Genomic DNA, 17,237 nt, shown 5'->3' with positions numbered 1-17,237 from the left:
CGTGAGCCGGTGAAGGGGGCGTCCGCGGCGGGTCAGGTCTTCGCGAGGACGGACACCGCGGCCTTCGCCGCCGCCTCCACCAGCGAGATCCCCTCCGCCTTGGTGGTGTTCCCGTCGGACAGCACCGCGACGAGGTACGCGCGGCCGTCCGCCGCCGTCACCCGCCCGACGCTGTTGATGTCCCACAGCCCCGTCGCGCTCCGCGGCAGCCACCCGTTCTTCAGGGCGAACCCGGAGGGCCCGGCGGCGGACACCCCCCAGTCCTGCCCCGCGGATATCTCCCCCATCAGCCCTCGCAGACAGTCCCGGGAGGTCTCGTCCAGCTCCGAGTCGTCGCCGAACACCTTTTGCAGCAGGGTGAGTTGATCGGCGGCCGTGGTCTGGGTCAGCCCCCACAGCGGCCCGTCCCCGCCCTCGGTGCCGTCGAGTCCGAACCGTTTGTTGGCCTCGGCCAGCCCCTGCGCCCGGCCGATCGCCGTCCACAGGGCCGAAGCGGACGCGTTGTCGCTGTCGCGGATCATCGCGGTGGCGTACGCCTTCTCCTGGGCGGTGAGTTCCCGCCCCGCGTCCTGGGCCCGCAGCAGCAGCGCGGCCAGGATGTCGACCTTCACGATGCTCGCGGTGTCGAACGCCCCGTCCCCGTACACCGCGCCGGCTCCCGACGCCGTGTCCAGCACCGCCACCGAGACCCGGGCCCCGGCCCCGACCGCGAGGCCCGCCATGGCCTCGGCGAGCAGCGCGTCCCGGTCCACCGGGGGAGCGGACGTGGGTGCCGATGCGGGCGTCGTCGCCGATTCCACCGTTGTCTCCTCCGTCGCGGCCGCCGCCCTCGTCGTCCCGGGCGACGACGAGGAGGATACGAGCAGGCCGGTGTCGTGCGCCCGCGTGGTCACGTACACCGACCCCGCGGTGCCCGCGGCCGTGACGCCCAGGAGTACGACGGAGGCGACCGCCGTACGTCCCAGAGGCCCCCGGCGGGACGGGAGGTCACTGCGCCGGAGGGCTCTGTGAGGGAACATGCCGTGAGCCTGCGCCGCTCCGCTGTGCGCACGGTCAGGCGCGGGTGAGAAGTGTGTCAACGATCGCTGAGAAACCCCTGAGCCCTGTGAACAGCCCGTTTCCGGGTCGGGCAAAGCGCGCGACGGGGCACCGATAGGGTCGGTCCCCGTGGCGAACAAGAACATCCCCGACCCCGGATTCTCCGACGACGACGGCTCCGCCGACCCACGGCTGAGCGCGGCGCTCGCGGCCTGGGCCGAGGACCGGACCGCGCACGGCCCCGTCCTGGCGGCGCTCAAGGGCGCGCGCCTCCTCGTGCCCGTCGTCGCCGTGCTCGGCGAGGTGGAGGAGGACGAGAACGGGCTGCGCAGGGAGAAGACGAGCGACATGGCCGTGCCCACGCTCAAGGCCGGCGGCCGCACCGCGCTGCCGGCCTTCACCTCCACCGCGTCACTGGCCCGCTGGGACCCGCTGGCCCGCCCCGTCGCCGTACCCCTGCACCAGGCGTTGCAGGCCGCCGCGCACGAGAAGGCCGACACGGTCGTGCTGGACCTGGCGGGACCGGTCGCGTACGAGCTGACCGGGTCCGCCCTGCTGGCCCTGGCGGAGGGGCGTACGACGACGGACCCGCTGGCCGATCCCGCGGTGGTCGAAGCGGTGCGTGCCGCGGTCGCCGCCGAGCCCCTGGTGCTCCGCGCCCACCTCGGCCCCGGACAGGCCGACGGCACCCTGGCCCTCGTACTGGACCCGGCCGCGGCCCCGGCCGGAACGGCCCAGGCCGTCGCCCGGCGCCTCGCGGCCGACGAGACACTGAGGGCCCGCCTGGTGCGCGGCCTCGACCTGGCACTCCTGCCGGCCGAGGCGACGCCGCCGGGCGAGCCCCTGTACGTACGTCGCTGAGCGGATGTTCGCTGAGCGGATGTTCGGTGAGCGGATGTTCGGTGAGCGGATATCCGGACGGTCGGGCAACCGGGCTCAGCCGAAGACCGGGCCCGTGTACTTCTCACCCGGGCCCTGGCCCGGCTCGTCCGGGACGAGCGACGCCTCGCGGAACGCCAGCTGCAGCGACTTGAGGCCGTCGCGCAGCGGCGCGGCGTGGAAGGAGCTGATCTCGGTGGCGCTCGCGTCGAGCAGCCCGGCCAGCGCGTGGACCAGCTTGCGCGCCTCGTCGAGGTCCTTGTACTTGTCGCCCTCCTCGGTCAGGCCGAGCTTCACGGCGGCGGCGCTCATCAGGTTCACGGCGACCGTGACCAGGACCTCGACCGCGGGGACCTCGGCGATGTCGCGGGTCATGTCGTCGAAACCGGGGGTCTCGGGAGGGGTGTCACTCATGCCCCACACGATAGGCCCAGGCCGGTGGACCCCTCTCCGCGGGAGCGGGCGCGCACACCGGTTAGCGCCACCCCGTGGGAGCTGCTAACCTTGTGTAACGACCGGCCGGACACTCCTGTGCCCGGCCCACAAGTGGAGGCTCCGATCTCCCACCCGACCATCCTCCGGGACGGCGGGTCACCCGGTCAGGCGGCCACCATCGTTCCGTACGGACGATGGAGTCGCTGGATATGCGCCCCGCGGTAGGCCGCGGCGGTGCTCCGGTAATCCTTGGAGCCACCGCCTGTGTCCCGTCCGGGGCATTTTTCATGCGCCGGGGCGGTTGGTTCAGTGAAAAGACGTACGCGAGCTGTCTGCCAGACAGCCGTGTGGTGCTATCCGAGGAGGATCCATCAGCGCCGAGCCCCGCATCAACGACCGGATTCGCGTTCCCGAGGTGCGACTTGTCGGTCCCAGCGGCGAGCAGGTCGGGATTGTCCCGCTTGCCAAGGCCCTGGAGCTTGCGCAGGAGTACGACCTCGACCTGGTCGAGGTGGCCGCGACTGCGCGTCCGCCGGTCTGCAAGCTCATGGACTACGGGAAGTTCAAGTACGAGTCGGCCATGAAGGCCCGTGAGGCGCGCAAGAACCAGGCGCACACGGTCATCAAGGAGATGAAGCTCCGGCCGAAGATCGACCCGCATGACTATGACACCAAAAAGGGTCACGTCGTCCGGTTCCTCAAGCAGGGCGACAAGGTCAAGATCACGATCATGTTCCGTGGTCGCGAGCAGTCCCGGCCGGAACTCGGCTACCGGCTGCTGCAGCGTCTCGCTTCGGACGTCGAGGACCTCGGGTTCGTCGAGTCCAACCCGAAGCAGGACGGCCGAAACATGATCATGGTTCTCGGTCCGCACAAGAAGAAGACCGAGGCGATGGCCGAGGCCCGTGAGGCCCAGGCGGCACGCAAGGCGGAAGCGAAGGCCAATCCAGGCAAGTCGCAGAACCACGCGGGCGACGACATCCCCGAAGGGGAGGACGTCGAGGCCGCCGACGCCGAGCTCACCGAGGCCCCGGCCGAGGCATCCGCCGACGCCTGACCCCGGTCCCGGGACGCGAGTCCCGGAGGGTTTCCGGACGCGAGTCCGGGGACGTCAACCGATACCGATGACGTTCCGTTGTGCCCGGTTTCACGACCGGGCACAGGAGCGCCACTGACGAGGAGAGAACGGCGCTATGCCGAAGAACAAGTCGCACAGCGGTGCCAGCAAGCGTTTCAAGATCACCGGCTCCGGCAAGGTGCTCCGCGAGCGCGCCGGCAAGCGCCACCTGCTCGAGCACAAGTCGTCGCGTGTCACGCGCCGCCTCACCGGCACCGCCGAGATGGCCCCGGGCGACGCCAAGAAGATCAAGAAGCTTCTCGGCAAGTGACGCTCCGGCGCCTTCGCGCCGGACGTCAGCACCGGGACCCAGTCGAATCCGGACCGTGTGACGACCCCCACGGTCCCGCTACAAGGAGTTAACAAGTGGCACGCGTCAAGCGGGCAGTCAACGCCCACAAGAAGCGCCGGGCAATCCTCGAGGCGGCCTCCGGCTACCGCGGTCAGCGTTCGCGCCTGTACCGCAAGGCCAAGGAGCAGGTCACCCACTCCCTGGTCTACAACTACAACGACCGCAAGAAGCGCAAGGGCGACTTCCGTCGGCTGTGGATCCAGCGCATCAACGCCGCTGCCCGCGCCAACGGCATGACGTACAACCGCCTCATCCAGGGTCTGAACGCCGCCAACATCGAGGTGGACCGCAAGATCCTCGCGGAGCTGGCCGTCAACGACGCGGGCGCGTTCGCCGCGCTCGTCGAGGTCGCGCAGAAGGCTCTGCCGTCGGACGTCAACGCGCCCAAGGCTGCGTGACGCTGGCGCTGGCCCCGGCCGGACCTGTGGTGTGGGCTCGCTCGCCTTAGGGCTGCGGGCCCACATTTTTTTGTTTCTCTTTGTTCTGAACCGAGGGTGAAGTCATGTCCACCGGCCCCGAGTTGATCTCGCCCCGCTCGCAGCGTGTCTCCGTCGCCCGGCGGCTCGCCCGGCGGAGCTTCCGGGGCAAGGAGCGGCTGTTCCTCGCCGAGGGGCCGCAGGCCGCGCGGGAGGCCGCCGCGCACCGTGTCGGAGGCGAGCCCGCCCTCGTCGAACTGTTCGCCACGGTCGAGGCCGCCGAGCGGTACGCCGACATCGTGGGGGAGGCCCGCGACACCGGCGCCCGGGTGCACCTCGCCGCCGACGACGTGATCGCGGACATCTCGACCACCGTCACCCCCCAGGGGCTCGTCGGGATCTGCCGGTTCCTGGACACCCCGTTCGCGGACGTCCTCACGGCGAAGCCCCGGCTCGTCGCCGTACTGGCGCACGTACGGGACCCCGGGAACGCGGGCACCGTCCTGCGCTGCGCCGACGCCGCGGGGGCCGACGCCGTCGTCCTCACCGACGCCTCCGTCGACCTCTACAACCCCAAGGCCGTACGGGCGTCGGTCGGTTCGCTGTTCCATCTGCCCGTCGCGGTCGGCGTACCCGTGGAACAGGCGGTACGGGGGCTCAGGGAGGCCGGCGTACGGATCCTCGCGGCCGACGGCGCGGGAGAGGACGACCTGGACGACGAGCTCGACAAGGGCACCATGGGCGGGCCGACCGCCTGGGTGTTCGGCAACGAGGCATGGGGCCTTCCCGAGGAGACGCGCGCGCTGGCGGACGCCGTCGTGCGCGTACCGATCCACGGCAGGGCCGAGAGCCTGAACCTCGCGACGGCCGCCGCCGTATGTCTCTACGCGTCGGCTCGCGCGCAGCGTGCCGGCCGTGCTCGTTCCTGAGGGGGTCCGTTCCGTCACTCCCAGCTAGTAGGGTGACGGGCTCGGGGACCCGCCCCCCAAACTCTCGGCTGCGCTCGAGCAGGGAGGTACCCCGGATGCCGGACGAGAGGTGGGGTACGGGGATGAGTGTCGGCACGAGCGGTGCGAAGAGCGCGTTGCGGACACCGGACGTGCGCAGCGCTCCGGCGCCCGGACCCACCGACCCCGCCGACGGTCCCCGGCACGAGGATCCGGCCGGACTCGGCATCGACCCCGACGACCTGCCCGACGGACTCGTGATCGCCGACGACCGCGGCCGGGTCGTCTGCTTCAACGCCGCCGCCGTCCGGATCACCGCCACCCCCGCCACCGACGCCCTCGGCCACCATCTCGACCGGGCCCTGCCGCTGGAGGACCTCGAAGGCCGCCGCTGGTGGCAGCTGACCGACCCGTACGGCGGTCTCGCGATCCGCGTCGGACAGCCCGAGCGCAACCTGCTGCTGCCGGGCGGCCGGGAGGTCCTGGTCACCGCGCGGTACGTACGCGTACAGCCCCTCGGCCCGGTCCGCCGGGTCGTCGTCTCGCTCCGGGACACCGAGGGCCGCCGCCGCACCGAGCGCAGCCACGCCGAGCTGATCGCCACGGTCGCCCACGAGCTGCGCTCACCGCTCACCTCCGTCAAGGGCTTCACGGCCACGCTGCTCGCCAAGTGGGAGCGGTTCACCGACGACCAGAAGAAACTGATGCTGGAGACGGTCGACGCGGACGCCAACCGGGTCACGCGGCTCATCGCCGAGCTCCTCGACATCTCCCGCATCGACTCCGGACGCCTGGAGGTACGGCGTCAGCCCGTCGACATAGGCGCCGCCGTCGGCCGGCACATCCAGGCCTACGTGGCCGCGGGCCAGTCCGCCGACCGCTTCCTGCTGCGCATCGGCCAGCCGCTGCCCGACCTGTGGGCGGACCCCGACAAGGTCGACCAGGTACTGAGCAACCTGCTGGAAAATGCGGTGCGGCACGGCGAGGGAACCGTCACCATCGACGTAGGGCCCGCGCCCTCCCCCCGCGAAGGGGAGGACGTCTGCACGTCGGTCACGGTGAGCGACGAGGGCCCCGGCATCCCGGAGGAGTCCATGAACCGCGTCTTCACCCGCTTTTGGCGGGGCAGCAAGCGCGGCGGCACCGGTCTCGGGCTGTACATCGTCAAGGGCATCGTCGAAGCCCACGGCGGCACCATCACGGTCGGCCGCGCCCTCGAAGGCGGCGCGCAGTTCCGATTTACGCTGCCCGTGGGCACCCCGGCGTATCTGCAGTAACGCCGAAGAGGGCCCGCGGGCGCCTTCGCGCACCTTCCTCCGCCCGGACCACGCGTCCGGGAGGAGCTCCCACCCCCGTTAGACTCGGCCTTTGGCACCTTTGCGTCCCCATGTCAGGGACAGGGCGTCCCACGAGCCGCGACGGGGACCGTCGGCCAACCAATCGGAAGCACGGGAAGAGATGTCGGCACCGAACAAGTCGTACGACCCTGTTGAGGTCGAGGCACTGAAACCGGAAGAGATCGAGCGCCTGCGGGACGAGGCGCTCGCCGCCTTCGCCGCCGCCGGTGACCTCGACACGCTCCAGGAGGCGAAGGTCGCCCACACCGGCGGCGCCTCGCCGCTGGCCCTCGCCAACCGCGAGATCGGCGCACTGCCCCCGCACGCCAAGGCCGCCGCGGGCAAGCTCGTCGGCCAGGCCCGCGGCGCCGTGAACAAGGCTCTCGCCGCCCGCCAGGTCGAACTGGAGGCCGAGCGCGACGCCCGTGTGCTGGTCGAGGAGGCCGTGGACGTCACGCTGCCCCACGACCGGGTACCGGCCGGCGCCCGGCACCCCCTGACCACGTTCATGGAGCGGGTCTCGGACGTGTTCGTGTCCATGGGGTACGAGATCGCGGAGGGCCCCGAGGTCGAGGCGGAGTGGTTCAACTTCGACGCCCTGAACTTCGGCCCGGACCACCCGGCCCGGCAGATGCAGGACACCTTCTTCGTCCAGGGAGCCAAGGGTGCCGAGGGTGCCGAGGGCACGGACGGCGAGTCCGGGGTCGTGCTGCGCACCCACACCTCGCCCGTGCAGGCCCGCGCCATGCTGGACCGCGAGCCGCCCGTCTACATCGTGTGCCCCGGCCGCGTGTACCGCACGGACGAGCTGGACGCCACGCACACGCCGGTCTTCCACCAGATCGAGCTGCTCGCCATCGACGAGGGCCTGACCATGGCCGACCTGAAGGGCACCCTGGACCACATGGTCCGGTCGCTCTTCGGCGCCGACATGAAGACCCGGCTGCGGCCGAACTTCTTCCCCTTCACCGAGCCGTCCGCCGAGATGGACATGCTCTGCTACGTCTGCAAGGGCGCGTCCGTCGGCAACCCCGACCGCCCCTGCCGCACCTGCTCCAGCGAGGGCTGGATCGAGCTGGGCGGCTGCGGCATGGTCAACCCCCGGGTGCTCGTCGCCTGCGGCGTGGACCCCCAGAAGTACAGCGGATTCGCCTTCGGGTTCGGCATCGAGCGGATGCTGATGTTCCGCCACAACGTCGAAGACATGCGAGACATGGTCGAGGGTGACGTCCGGTTCACCCGGCCGTTCGGGATGGAGATCTGATGCGGGTCCCGCTTTCCTGGCTGCGGGAGTACGTCGACCTCCCCGCCACCGAGACCGGCCGCGACGTGCAGGCCAAGCTCGTGTCCGCCGGCCTTGAGGTCGAGCGCGTCGAGCAGCTCGGCGCCGACCTCAAGGGGCCGCTCGTCGTCGGCCGGGTGCTGACCATCGAGGAGCTGGAGGGGTTCAAGAAGCCCATCCGCTTCTGCACCGTCGACGTCGGCACCGCCAACGGCACGGGTGAGCCGCAGGAGATCGTCTGCGGTGCCCGCAACTTCGCCGTCGGCGACAAGGTCGTCGTGGTCCTGCCCGGCGCCGTGCTGCCCGGCGACTTCGCGATCGCCGCGCGCAAGACCTACGGCCACACCTCGCAGGGCATGATCTGCTCCGGCGACGAGCTGGGCATGGGCGACGACGGCAGCGGCGGCATCATCGTGCTGCCGCCCGAGCACGAGGTCGGCACCGACGCCGTCGAACTGCTCGAACTCGTCGACGAGGTCCTCGACATCGCGGTCACGCCCGACCGCGGCTACGCCCTGTCGATGCGCGGCGTCGCCCGCGAGACCGCCACCGCCTACGGCCTCGACCTGCGCGACCCGGCGCTGCTCGACGTGCCGGGCCCGAACGCGTTCGGGCACCCCGTGCGGGTCGACGACCCGCGCGGCTGCGACCGCTTCACCGCGCGCACCGTCACCGGTCTGTCGCCCGAGGCGCGCTCCCCGATCTGGCTGCGCCGCCGCCTCCAGAAGGCCGGCATGCGCCCGATCTCGCTGGCCGTCGACGTCACCAACTACGTGATGCTGGAGCTCGGCCAGCCCCTGCACGCGTACGACCGCTCCCGCGTCCAGGGCACGATCGGCGTGCGCAGGGCCGAGCAGGGCGAGAAGCTCACCACCCTCGACGGCACCCAGCGCACGCTGGACGCCGAGGACCTGGTGATCACCGACGACCGCGGGCCGATCGGCCTGGCCGGTGTCATGGGCGGCGCCGACACCGAGATCGACGACACCGAGGGCACCACCACCGAGGTCGTCGTCGAGGCCGCGCACTTCGACCCGATCTCCATCGCGCGCACCGCCCGCCGGCACAAGCTGGCCTCCGAGGCGTCCAAGCGCTTCGAGCGGGGCGTCGACCCGGAGGCCGCGGCCTCCGCCGCCCAGCGCACGGTCGACCTGCTGGTCCTCCTCGCGGGCGGCACCGCCGACGCGGGCGTCACCCAGATCAGCACGCAGTCCGCGCCGCACTCCGTCACCATCCCGGCGAACCACCCGGACCAGGTCGCGGGCGTCGACTACGGCCGTGAGACGGTCGTACGCCGGCTCCAGCAGGTCGGCTGCGACGTCTACGGCCAGGACGAGCTGATCGTCACCGTGCCGTCCTGGCGGCCCGACCTCAGGGACCCGAACGACCTGGCCGAAGAGGTCATCCGGCTCGAAGGCTACGAGAACCTGCCCTCGACGCTGCCCAAGCCCCCCGCGGGCCTGGGCCTCACCGACCGGCAGCGGCTGCACCGCAGGATCGGCCGCGCGCTGGCCGGCGCCGGGTACGTGGAAGCGCTGAACTACCCGTTCATCGGGACCGAGGTGCTCGACCAGTTCGGCCTGGCCGCCGACGACCCGCGCCGCACCCTGGTGACGCTGGCCAACCCGCTCTCCGACGAAGAGCCCGCGATGCGTACGACGCTGCTGCCGGGGCTCCTCGGCGCGCTGCGCCGCAACGACGGGCGGGGCTCGCACGATCTGGCGCTCTTCGAGACCGGCCTGGTCTTCCGGCCGACCGGCACGGAGGGGACGGCCGGGCGGCTGTCCGTCGACCACCGTCCCACCGAGGAGGAGATCGCCGGGATCGACGCCGCGCTGCCGCGTCAGCCGCGCCATGCCGCCGTCGTCCTCGCGGGCGCCCGCGAGCAGGCCGGCTGGTGGGGCAAGGGACGCCCGGCGGACTGGGCGGACGCCGTCGAGGCCGCTCGTACCGTCGCCCGCGAGGCCGGTGTCGAACTGACCGTGCGCGGCGACCAGCACGCTCCCTGGCACCCGGGCCGCTGCGCCGCGCTGTACGTCACCGTGGACGGCGAGGAGACGCTCGTCGGCCACGCCGGTGAGCTGCATCCGCGGGTCGTCAAGGCACTGCACCTGCCGGAGCGCGCCTGCGCCATGGAGATCGAGCTCGACCTGCTGGAGCGGGCGGGCACCGGTGCGCTGCGCGCGCCGCGGATCTCCTCGTTCCCGGTCGCCACGCAGGATGTCGCGCTGGTCGTCCCCCGGGACGTCCCGGCGGCCGACGTCGAGGCGGCGCTGCGCGACGGCGCGGGTGAACTCCTGGAGTCCATCCGGCTGTTCGACGTGTACGAGGGCGAGCAGCTGGGAGAGGGACGGAAGTCGCTTGCGTACGCGCTGCGCTTCCGCGCGCAGGACCGGACGTTGACCGTGGACGAGGCATCCGCCGCGCGGGACTCGGCGGTCGCCCTGGCGGGCGAGCGGACGGGTGCGTCCTTGCGTAGTTGACTCCGGGGCCGGCCGGGCGGTCGGCTCCGCCCCTTCGGGGGCGCGTCCCTCAGGGCGTCTTCCTTGTGGAGGCGCCCTTTGTGGCGTTTGTGGGGGGTTCACTCTTTTGGGTGACAAGTGTGGGGGATTCGGGGCGGTTGGGGGTGTGGGGTCGAAAGAATCGATCCGGCCGAAGAGGCCGGTGCCTGCGCTGAACAGGGCCTAGGGGGGCCATCGGCATGATTCGTACCAAGGCTTGGGCGCCCCGTCGGGCCGGGCGGCCCGGGGTGGACCAACGGACACCATGGCGGAGAACCGTCACCCGGACACCGGCGCCCGCCCGCCGCCGACGACTGCGCCGCGTCCTCGCGTTGGGACTGCCCACGGCGTGGGGCGCGGTCGCGATCACGTACAAGCTGGCCTGTCCGCTCGCCCAGCAGAACGGGCTCGGTGCGCGCATCGTCACCTGCGCCGTGTTCTTCACCGTCGGCACGGGGCTGATCCTGCACGTCAGACGGGGGCTGCTGAAGGAACTGCGGCAGATCCGCAGGGTCGCCGGGGCCGCCCAGGGGGTCCTCCTGCGTCCGCTGCCGCCGCGCATCGAAGGGCTGGACGTGGCGGCCGCCCAGCTCTCGGCCGACCGCGGGGCCAGCGTCGGCGGCGACCTGTACGAGGTGATCGGTACCGAACACGGCGTGCGGGTCGTGATGGGCGACGTCCGCGGACACGGGCTGGCCGCCATCGGGACCGTCGCCGCCGTGCTCGGCAGCTTCCGCGAGGCCGTCCACGACGAGCCCGAACTCGTCGGCGTGCTGCGCAAGCTGGAGCGCGCCATGGGCCGGCATCTCAGGGAGCGCGCGAAGGCCGAGCATCCGTCGTCCGGGCTCACCTCCGACAGCACGGTCGCCGAGGAGTTCGTCACCGTACTGCTTCTGGAGATCGGCCGTGACGGCGAGATGCGCGCCCTGAACTGCGGTCACCCCTGGCCGTTCCTGCTGCGCGCAGACGCGGGTCCGGCCGGTGTGCGCGGTCGCGTGGAGCACCTCGGGTTCGGTGACCCCCTGCCGCCGCTCGGACTCTTCCCGCTCCCCGCCGAACCGCCCGTCGTCCACTGCGGGCGTCTGATGCCGGGGGAGGCGCTGTTCCTGCACACGGACGGAGTCGAGGACGCCCGCGACCGCGCCGGCCGGTTCTTCCCCCTGGCCACCGCGCTCTCCGAGGCGGCCCGCACCCGTCCGACCTCGGCCCAGGCCGTACTCGGCGCCGTCTTCGCCCGGCTCCTGAGCCACACGAACGGCCCCCCGACCGACGACGTGGCCCTCCTGGTCCTGCACAACGACCGAGCCCGTACACCCTTACCGCAGGACGAACCGATGGCCCACCACAGCGCCCCGTAGGACCGCGGAGCCGCACCCAGGCCCACCACAGCGCCCCGTAGAGCCGCGGAGCCGCACCCAGGCCCACCACAGCGCCCCGTAGGGGCGCGGGGAACTGCGCGACCAGCCACCAACCACCCGCACCCAAGAACACCGAGCAAGCCACCCGGCACAACCAAGCGGAGCGAACCCGTGGAACGGAGCCGTCCGCCCGGCCACGGAGTGTCGGGCAGGCGGCTGGGCGGACGGCATGGCTCCGGGTCGCCGCACTGTACGAGGGGGAGCCGGCGGCCCGGCCGGCCTCTTGCGAGGCATTTCAGTCAACCGGTTCACCACTCTGCGCAACAGCGCGCGTACGCCCCGGATTCGCGCACTCCGTTCACACCCCGTGTGAAGGGAGAGGCGCTACGTTGAACAGCACCGTCGGCACCGAGCCACCGGATGGCATCTCATGCAGCCCAACACTCTGCTCGACGCGATCCTCGACGAGGCCGGAATCTCGCACGCGGGACTCGCAGCTCATGTGAACCAGGCGGGGCGGGCACGCGGTCTCGCGCTCCGGTACGAACACACCGCCGTGGCACGGTGGTTGAAGGGCCAGCGGCCGCGCGGCCAGGTGCCCGACCTGATCTGCGAGGTCCTCGCCGCACGGCTCCAACGGCCCGTCACGCTCGACGACATCGGCCTCGGCGTGCCCGGCGAACCGGCCGCCCCGCACAGCACGTCGCTCTCCGGCTTCGTCGAGCGGGCCACCGCGTTGTGGCGCTCCGACGAACAGCAGCGCCCGCACATCCTCGGCGCCCCCGCAGTCACCGGCACACCCGCCGTGATGCCCGTGTGGGAGTGGGAGAACCCGCCGGAGGACGTGGACGTGTCACGCGGCGGACGGCACCGCGTGAGCATGTCGGACATCGAGATGCTGCGCGCCGCCCGCGCGCACTACGAGCAGATGTACCGCAAGGCGGGCGGCGTCGCGACCCGTACCCGCATCGTCGGATTCCTCAACTCCGAGACCGCGCCGCTGCTCAGAGGCAGTTACCCCGACGCCACGGGCCGTCAGCTGCACCGCGCCACCGGCGGCCTGGTGGCGATCGCCGGCATCTGCGCGTACGACTCCGACGCGCACGGACTCGCCCAGCGCTACTTCCATCAGGCGCTCAGGCTCGCGAAGGCCAGCGGGGACAGGGGACTCGGCGCCTACATCATCGCGCTGCTCGTCAACCAGGCGCTGTTCATGCGCGAGAACCGGCAGGCGGTGGCCTTCGCCGAGGCCGCGCTGCGCGCCGCGGGGCGCCACATCACTCCGGCGCTCGCGTCGGACCTCTACGCGATGCAGGCCAAGGCGTACGCACACCTCGGTGACGGCAGCAGCGCGCTGTCCTGCATCCGGCGTGCCGAGCAGGCCGCCGACCGTATCCGGCGCGGATACGAACCCGACGAGACCGGCTATGTCCAGCCGGGCCTGGTCAACGTCCAGGTGGCGGAGGCGTTGTTGAGCCTCGGCGACCTGACCGCCGCGCGGGAGCACGCCGCGGCCGCCGTGGACAATCCGGCGCACGACCGGGGCAGGGTGCACCGGCTCGCCATGCTGAGCCAGATCGAGCTACGGCAGGGGAACGCCGACAGAGCGGTGGTCACCGCCGTCGAAATGGCGGAGCGGGCACGGGGAATGGAGTCCCAGCGGATGCGCGACAGACTGAGAGCGGTACGCGAGCACCTGGTCGCCAACGGCTGCGCCGGCACCACCGAGGCGGCCGAACTCATCGACGGAGCCCTGCGCGTGCCGCTCTAGGAACCGAGGACCGCACCACGAACCGAGGCCGGCTCCAGGAACCGAGGACTGAGAGCCGCCGCGCCCCACGATGCCCCGACCGCCCCCGGGGGTACGCCGTAGCTCCCGGGCGGGGCAACTCTGCGCCCGCCGCTGCGCCGGGAGCGGCCCACCGCGCGCCTGCTGTGCGGAGACGCCTGCTGCGATATTGCCATCTACTCGGCGGAAGGTGGCAGAACCGTGCAGTGGACGAAACAGAGCGAACAAAATGTGTACTCAAACCGCTGGTTCAGCGTCAATCTTGCGGATGTCGAGCTGCCGGACGGACGGCATCTCGATCACTACTTAATCAGGCTGCGGCCCGTGGCCGTGGCCACTGTCGTGAATGGGGGGAACGAGGTGCTCCTGCTGTGGCGGCACCGCTTCATCACCGACAGCTGGGGGTGGGAGCTCCCCGCCGGCGTCGTCGAGGACGGCGAGGACATCGCCGTCGCCGCGGCCCGCGAACTGGAGGAGGAGACCGGCTGGCGACCGGGACCCCTACGCCATCTGATGAGCGTCGAGCCCTCGAACGGGCTCTCCGACGCCAGGCACCACATCTACTGGGCCGACGAAGGCGCGTACATCGGACACCCTGTGGACGACTTCGAGTCGGACCGCCGGGAGTGGGTTCCACTCAAGCTCGTACCCGACATGGTCGCCCGCGGCGAGGTTCCGGCCGCCAATATGGCAGCCGCGCTGCTCCTCCTGCACCATCTGAGGCTCGGGCAGGACGCGTTGCCCTGATGTCCCCCACCGCGTCCATGGGCTCAGTGGCCCAGAGCCTGCCAGACCGCCACGACCAGCGCGCCTACGGCCGTGACGACCGCGACCGCTCGCAGCGGCCAGCGGGTGTGCTCCAGCGCGACGATCCGAGTGCTCAGGTCGTCGAGCTCCTTCGCGTTCTGTTCGGCGCGGTGACTGAGCAGAGTCAGCCCACCTTCGACGCGGGCATGTGCCACATCGAGGCGACGGCGTAACTCTGCGACTTCTCCATGGACCACGGGACGCTCCGGGTCGGCGGTCACGTGTCGGTTCCTTTCCGTAGTCGTCACATCTCTTACATGTGCACGGAAAGTCAACTCGCCAGGTGGGCGTGTGGGGAGAGTGTGCGAGGGGCATATGCGAGCCCGGGGCGCACACGGTGTGTGAATGCGGCGGGCCCGGCCCTCGGAAGAGAGCCGGGCCCGCGACAGCCTGAGCTTGCACGGAACGTGACCGTGCTCGGCGATTCAGCGGAGCGCTCAGGCGTACGTGTAGAAGCCCGAGCCGGACTTCCGGCCCAGCCGCCCCGCGTCCACCATCCGCTGGAGCAGCGGCGGGGCCGCGTACAGCGGCTCTTTATATTCTTCGTACATCGAGTACGCGACCGAGGCCACGGTGTCCAGGCCGATCAGGTCGGAGAGCTTCAGCGGGCCCATCGGGTGGGCGCAGCCCAGCTCCATGCCGTTGTCGATGTCCTCGCGGCTCGCCATGCCGGACTCGAACATCCGGATCGCGGAGAGGAGATAGGGGATCAGCAGCGCGTTCACCACGAAGCCCGAGCGGTCCTGGGCGCGGATGGCGTGCTTGCCGAGGATCTTCTCCACCAGGGACTGCGCCCGGCTGATGGTGCCCTCGGAGGTGGTGAGCGCCGGGATCAGCTCGACGAGCTGCTGCACCGGGGCCGGGTTGAAGAAGTGGATCCCGATGACCTGGTCGGGGCGCGAGGTGGCGACGGCGAGCCGCACCAGCGGGATGGAGGAGGTGTTGGAGGCGAGGATCGCGTCCTGCCGGGTCACCACCTGGTCGAGCACCTGGAAGATCTCCGTCTTGACCTGCTCGTTCTCGACGACCGCCTCGATCACCAGATCGCGGTCGGAGAACTCCCCGAGGTCGGTGGTGAAGGAGAGCCGGCCCAGGGTGGCGTCCCGCTCCTCCTCGGAGATCTTGCCGCGCTCGGCCGCCTTGGAGAGCGAGTTGTGGAGCCGGGTCCGGCCGATCTCCAACGCCTCACCAGTGGTCTCGGCCACCTTCACATCCAGGCCGGCGCGGGCGCACACCTCGGCGATGCCCGCTCCCATCTGGCCGCAGCCCACCACTCCGACGCGTTCGATGTCGGTCACATCGTCCCTTTCGCTCTCACTGTCATGGGGCCGGTGCGTATCCGGTGCCCGGTACCTGTAGCCGACACGCACGTTACTCCGGATCTGTCCACGTACGACGGGCCGGGTCGGGCATGCTGTGCCAGGTGGACGGTCCGTGACCAGGCGGACCCACTGTTTCTGGGGTGTGCGGCATGAGGCGTATGTCACGACGGGGATTCGCGGCGACAGCGGCGGTCGGGCTGTCGGGACTGGTCACGGCGGGGCTGGCCGTCGCGGCCGAGCTGTCGGAAGGCTCCGGCGGCTCCGGGGGCGGGGACTCCCGTAACCCGGGGCGTCGTGCTCCCGCCGGTGAGCTGCGCGGCATGTGGGTGGCGACCGTGGCGAACCGGGACTGGCCCTCGAAGCCCGGCCTCACCGTGGCCCGGCAGCGCGCCGAACTGCTCGCGCACCTCGACCGGGCGGTGGAGCGCCGGCTGACCGCCGTGATCTTCCAGGTGCGCCCCACCGCCGACGCCCTGTGGCCCTCGCCCCATGAGCCCTGGGCGCAGTGCCTCACCGGGGTGCAGGGCGAGGATCCCGGCTGGGACCCGCTGGGCACGGCCGTGAAGGAGGCCCACGCGCGGGGGCTCGAACTGCACGCCTGGTTCAACCCGTACCGTGTCGCCAATCACACGGACCCGACGAAGCTCGTGGCCTCGCACCCGGCCCGTCGGCACCCCGACTGGGTCGTGCCCTACGGCGGGAAGCTCTACTACAACCCCGGTCTGCCGGCGGTCCGCGCCTTCGTCCAGGACGCGATGCTCGACGCGGTGAAGAAGTACGCCGTCGACGCCGTGCACTGGGACGACTACTTCTACCCGTATCCGGTCGCGGGCCAGGTCTTCGACGACGACGCCGCGTACGCCGCGCACGGCGGCGACTACTCCGACCGGGCGGCGTGGCGGCGCGCCAACATCGACCGGCTGGTGCGGGAGACGGCCGCCCGGATCAAGAAGGTGCGGCCCGGTACGAAGTTCGGGATCAGCCCCTTCGGGGTGTGGCGCAACGCCGCCACCGACCCGCTGGGCTCGGACACCCGGGCCGGCGTGCAGACGTACGACGATCTCCACGCGGACACCAGGAAATGGGTCCGGGAGAACTGGATCGACTACATCTGCCCGCAGGTGTACTGGAACATCGGCTTCGCCGCCGCCGACTACGCCACGCTCGTCCCCTGGTGGGCGAAGGTCGCGCGGGGCAGCGGAACCGTGCTGTACGTGGGCGAGGCGCTCTACAAGGCCGGTGACCCGGCGCAGCCCGCGGCCTGGCGGGACCCGGCCGAACTGTCCCGGCACCTCACCCTCGCCAAGAAGCACCCGGAGGTGCAGGGGCATGTGTTCTTCTCGGCCAAGGAGGTGGGGGAGGACAAGATCGGGGCCATGGCCCGGGTGGTCGCCGACCACTACCAGCGGCCGGCGAAGCCCACCCGCTGAGCCTCGCCGGGGACGTCCCGCGCCCGGCTATCCGGGAGTGTCCTCGCGGCGTTGGACCACGCAGTCGGGGCCCGGCGACATCAAGGTCTCGTGACCGTCCTCGAAGCGGACCCGGTAAGGGGGGTTCCCCTGCTGTCCGAGTACCTCGATGACTTCCGCGACCCGGTCGTGCTGCCCGACGATCCTGCCGTGCACCAGCAGCTGGTCGCCTACGGTTGCCTGCATCT

At 71.3% G+C, this 17,237-nt stretch carries 16 protein-coding genes and 1 pseudogene; 12 read left to right on the top strand and 5 right to left on the bottom strand.

Going from position 1 to position 17,237, the window contains the following annotated elements:
- Positions 1-32: 32 nt before the first annotated feature.
- Positions 33-1,019: a serine hydrolase gene (locus tag ACLVWQ_RS34040; protein ID WP_414113092.1), complete on the bottom strand. Its 987-nt coding sequence runs from the start codon at positions 1,017-1,019 to the stop codon at positions 33-35.
- A 148-nt stretch (positions 1,020-1,167) separates the two neighbouring features.
- Between ACLVWQ_RS34040 and ACLVWQ_RS34035 the strand changes: the two genes are divergently transcribed.
- Positions 1,168-1,899 (top strand): SseB family protein, encoded by a 732-nt coding sequence (locus tag ACLVWQ_RS34035; protein ID WP_414113091.1) that lies wholly within the window; start codon positions 1,168-1,170, stop codon positions 1,897-1,899.
- A gap of 75 nt (positions 1,900-1,974) precedes the next feature.
- Here the strand turns inward: ACLVWQ_RS34035 and ACLVWQ_RS34030 are convergent, their stop codons facing one another.
- Positions 1,975-2,331, bottom strand: coding sequence for a DUF1844 domain-containing protein (locus ACLVWQ_RS34030; RefSeq protein WP_414113090.1), 357 nt, complete (start codon positions 2,329-2,331; stop codon positions 1,975-1,977).
- Positions 2,332-2,697: 366 nt separating this feature from the next.
- Here ACLVWQ_RS34030 and infC point away from each other — a divergent pair.
- The 10 genes and pseudogenes from infC (at position 2,698) to ACLVWQ_RS33980 (ending at position 14,198) form a co-directional block, all read left to right on the top strand.
- Positions 2,698-3,409 (top strand): annotated as a pseudogene (infC, locus tag ACLVWQ_RS34025) (translation initiation factor IF-3).
- Positions 3,410-3,545: 136 nt separating this feature from the next.
- A complete protein-coding gene (gene rpmI / locus ACLVWQ_RS34020; protein ID WP_073499621.1) occupies positions 3,546-3,740 on the top strand; it encodes a 50S ribosomal protein L35 in 195 nt (64 codons plus the stop codon).
- A gap of 95 nt (positions 3,741-3,835) precedes the next feature.
- Positions 3,836-4,219 carry a 50S ribosomal protein L20 gene (gene rplT / locus ACLVWQ_RS34015; RefSeq protein ID WP_414113089.1) on the top strand — a complete coding sequence of 128 codons (384 nt, stop codon included), beginning with the start codon at positions 3,836-3,838 and terminating at the stop codon, positions 4,217-4,219.
- Positions 4,220-4,323: 104 nt separating this feature from the next.
- On the top strand, positions 4,324-5,166 hold the full coding sequence (locus ACLVWQ_RS34010; protein WP_414113088.1) for a TrmH family RNA methyltransferase: 843 nt from the start codon (positions 4,324-4,326) through the stop codon (positions 5,164-5,166).
- 122 nt (positions 5,167-5,288) lie between these two features.
- Positions 5,289-6,461, top strand: a complete 1,173-nt coding sequence (locus ACLVWQ_RS34005; protein ID WP_414113087.1) for an ATP-binding protein — start codon at positions 5,289-5,291, stop codon at positions 6,459-6,461.
- A 181-nt stretch (positions 6,462-6,642) separates the two neighbouring features.
- Positions 6,643-7,785, top strand: coding sequence for a phenylalanine--tRNA ligase subunit alpha (gene pheS / locus ACLVWQ_RS34000; protein WP_414113086.1), 1,143 nt, complete (start codon positions 6,643-6,645; stop codon positions 7,783-7,785).
- Positions 7,785-10,286: a phenylalanine--tRNA ligase subunit beta gene (gene pheT, locus ACLVWQ_RS33995; protein WP_414113085.1), complete on the top strand. Its 2,502-nt coding sequence runs from the start codon at positions 7,785-7,787 to the stop codon at positions 10,284-10,286. Before pheS ends, pheT begins: the two co-directional genes overlap by 1 nt.
- A gap of 350 nt (positions 10,287-10,636) precedes the next feature.
- On the top strand, positions 10,637-11,662 hold the full coding sequence (locus ACLVWQ_RS33990; RefSeq protein WP_414113084.1) for a PP2C family protein-serine/threonine phosphatase: 1,026 nt from the start codon (positions 10,637-10,639) through the stop codon (positions 11,660-11,662).
- Between the two features lie 430 nt (positions 11,663-12,092).
- On the top strand, positions 12,093-13,433 hold the full coding sequence (locus ACLVWQ_RS33985) for a transcriptional regulator (protein ID WP_414113083.1): 1,341 nt from the start codon (positions 12,093-12,095) through the stop codon (positions 13,431-13,433).
- A gap of 219 nt (positions 13,434-13,652) precedes the next feature.
- Positions 13,653-14,198, top strand: a complete 546-nt coding sequence (locus ACLVWQ_RS33980) for an NUDIX hydrolase (protein ID WP_414113082.1) — start codon at positions 13,653-13,655, stop codon at positions 14,196-14,198.
- A gap of 23 nt (positions 14,199-14,221) precedes the next feature.
- Here ACLVWQ_RS33980 and ACLVWQ_RS33975 read toward each other — a convergent pair whose 3' ends face one another.
- Positions 14,222-14,479 (bottom strand): hypothetical protein, encoded by a 258-nt coding sequence (locus ACLVWQ_RS33975; protein ID WP_414113081.1) that lies wholly within the window; start codon positions 14,477-14,479, stop codon positions 14,222-14,224.
- Between the two features lie 216 nt (positions 14,480-14,695).
- Positions 14,696-15,556, bottom strand: coding sequence for a 3-hydroxybutyryl-CoA dehydrogenase (locus ACLVWQ_RS33970; RefSeq protein WP_414113080.1), 861 nt, complete (start codon positions 15,554-15,556; stop codon positions 14,696-14,698).
- A gap of 182 nt (positions 15,557-15,738) precedes the next feature.
- Here ACLVWQ_RS33970 and ACLVWQ_RS33965 point away from each other — a divergent pair, with 182 nt between their 5' ends.
- Entirely contained in the window at positions 15,739-17,010 is a 1,272-nt protein-coding gene (locus tag ACLVWQ_RS33965) for a glycoside hydrolase family 10 protein (protein ID WP_414113079.1), read from the top strand.
- Positions 17,011-17,037: 27 nt separating this feature from the next.
- On the opposite strand, the gene ACLVWQ_RS33960 is transcribed toward ACLVWQ_RS33965, so the two are convergent.
- On the bottom strand, positions 17,038-17,235 hold the full coding sequence (locus tag ACLVWQ_RS33960) for a DUF1918 domain-containing protein (RefSeq protein ID WP_414113078.1): 198 nt from the start codon (positions 17,233-17,235) through the stop codon (positions 17,038-17,040).
- Positions 17,236-17,237: the final 2 nt, after the last annotated feature.

Source organism: Streptomyces sp. CWNU-52B (genome assembly GCF_047444975.1).
In the GTDB taxonomy this organism is placed as follows: domain Bacteria; phylum Actinomycetota; class Actinomycetes; order Streptomycetales; family Streptomycetaceae; genus Streptomyces.
Note: the sequence above shows the minus strand (reverse complement) of the source record. Positions and strands in the feature narration are given on the sequence as shown.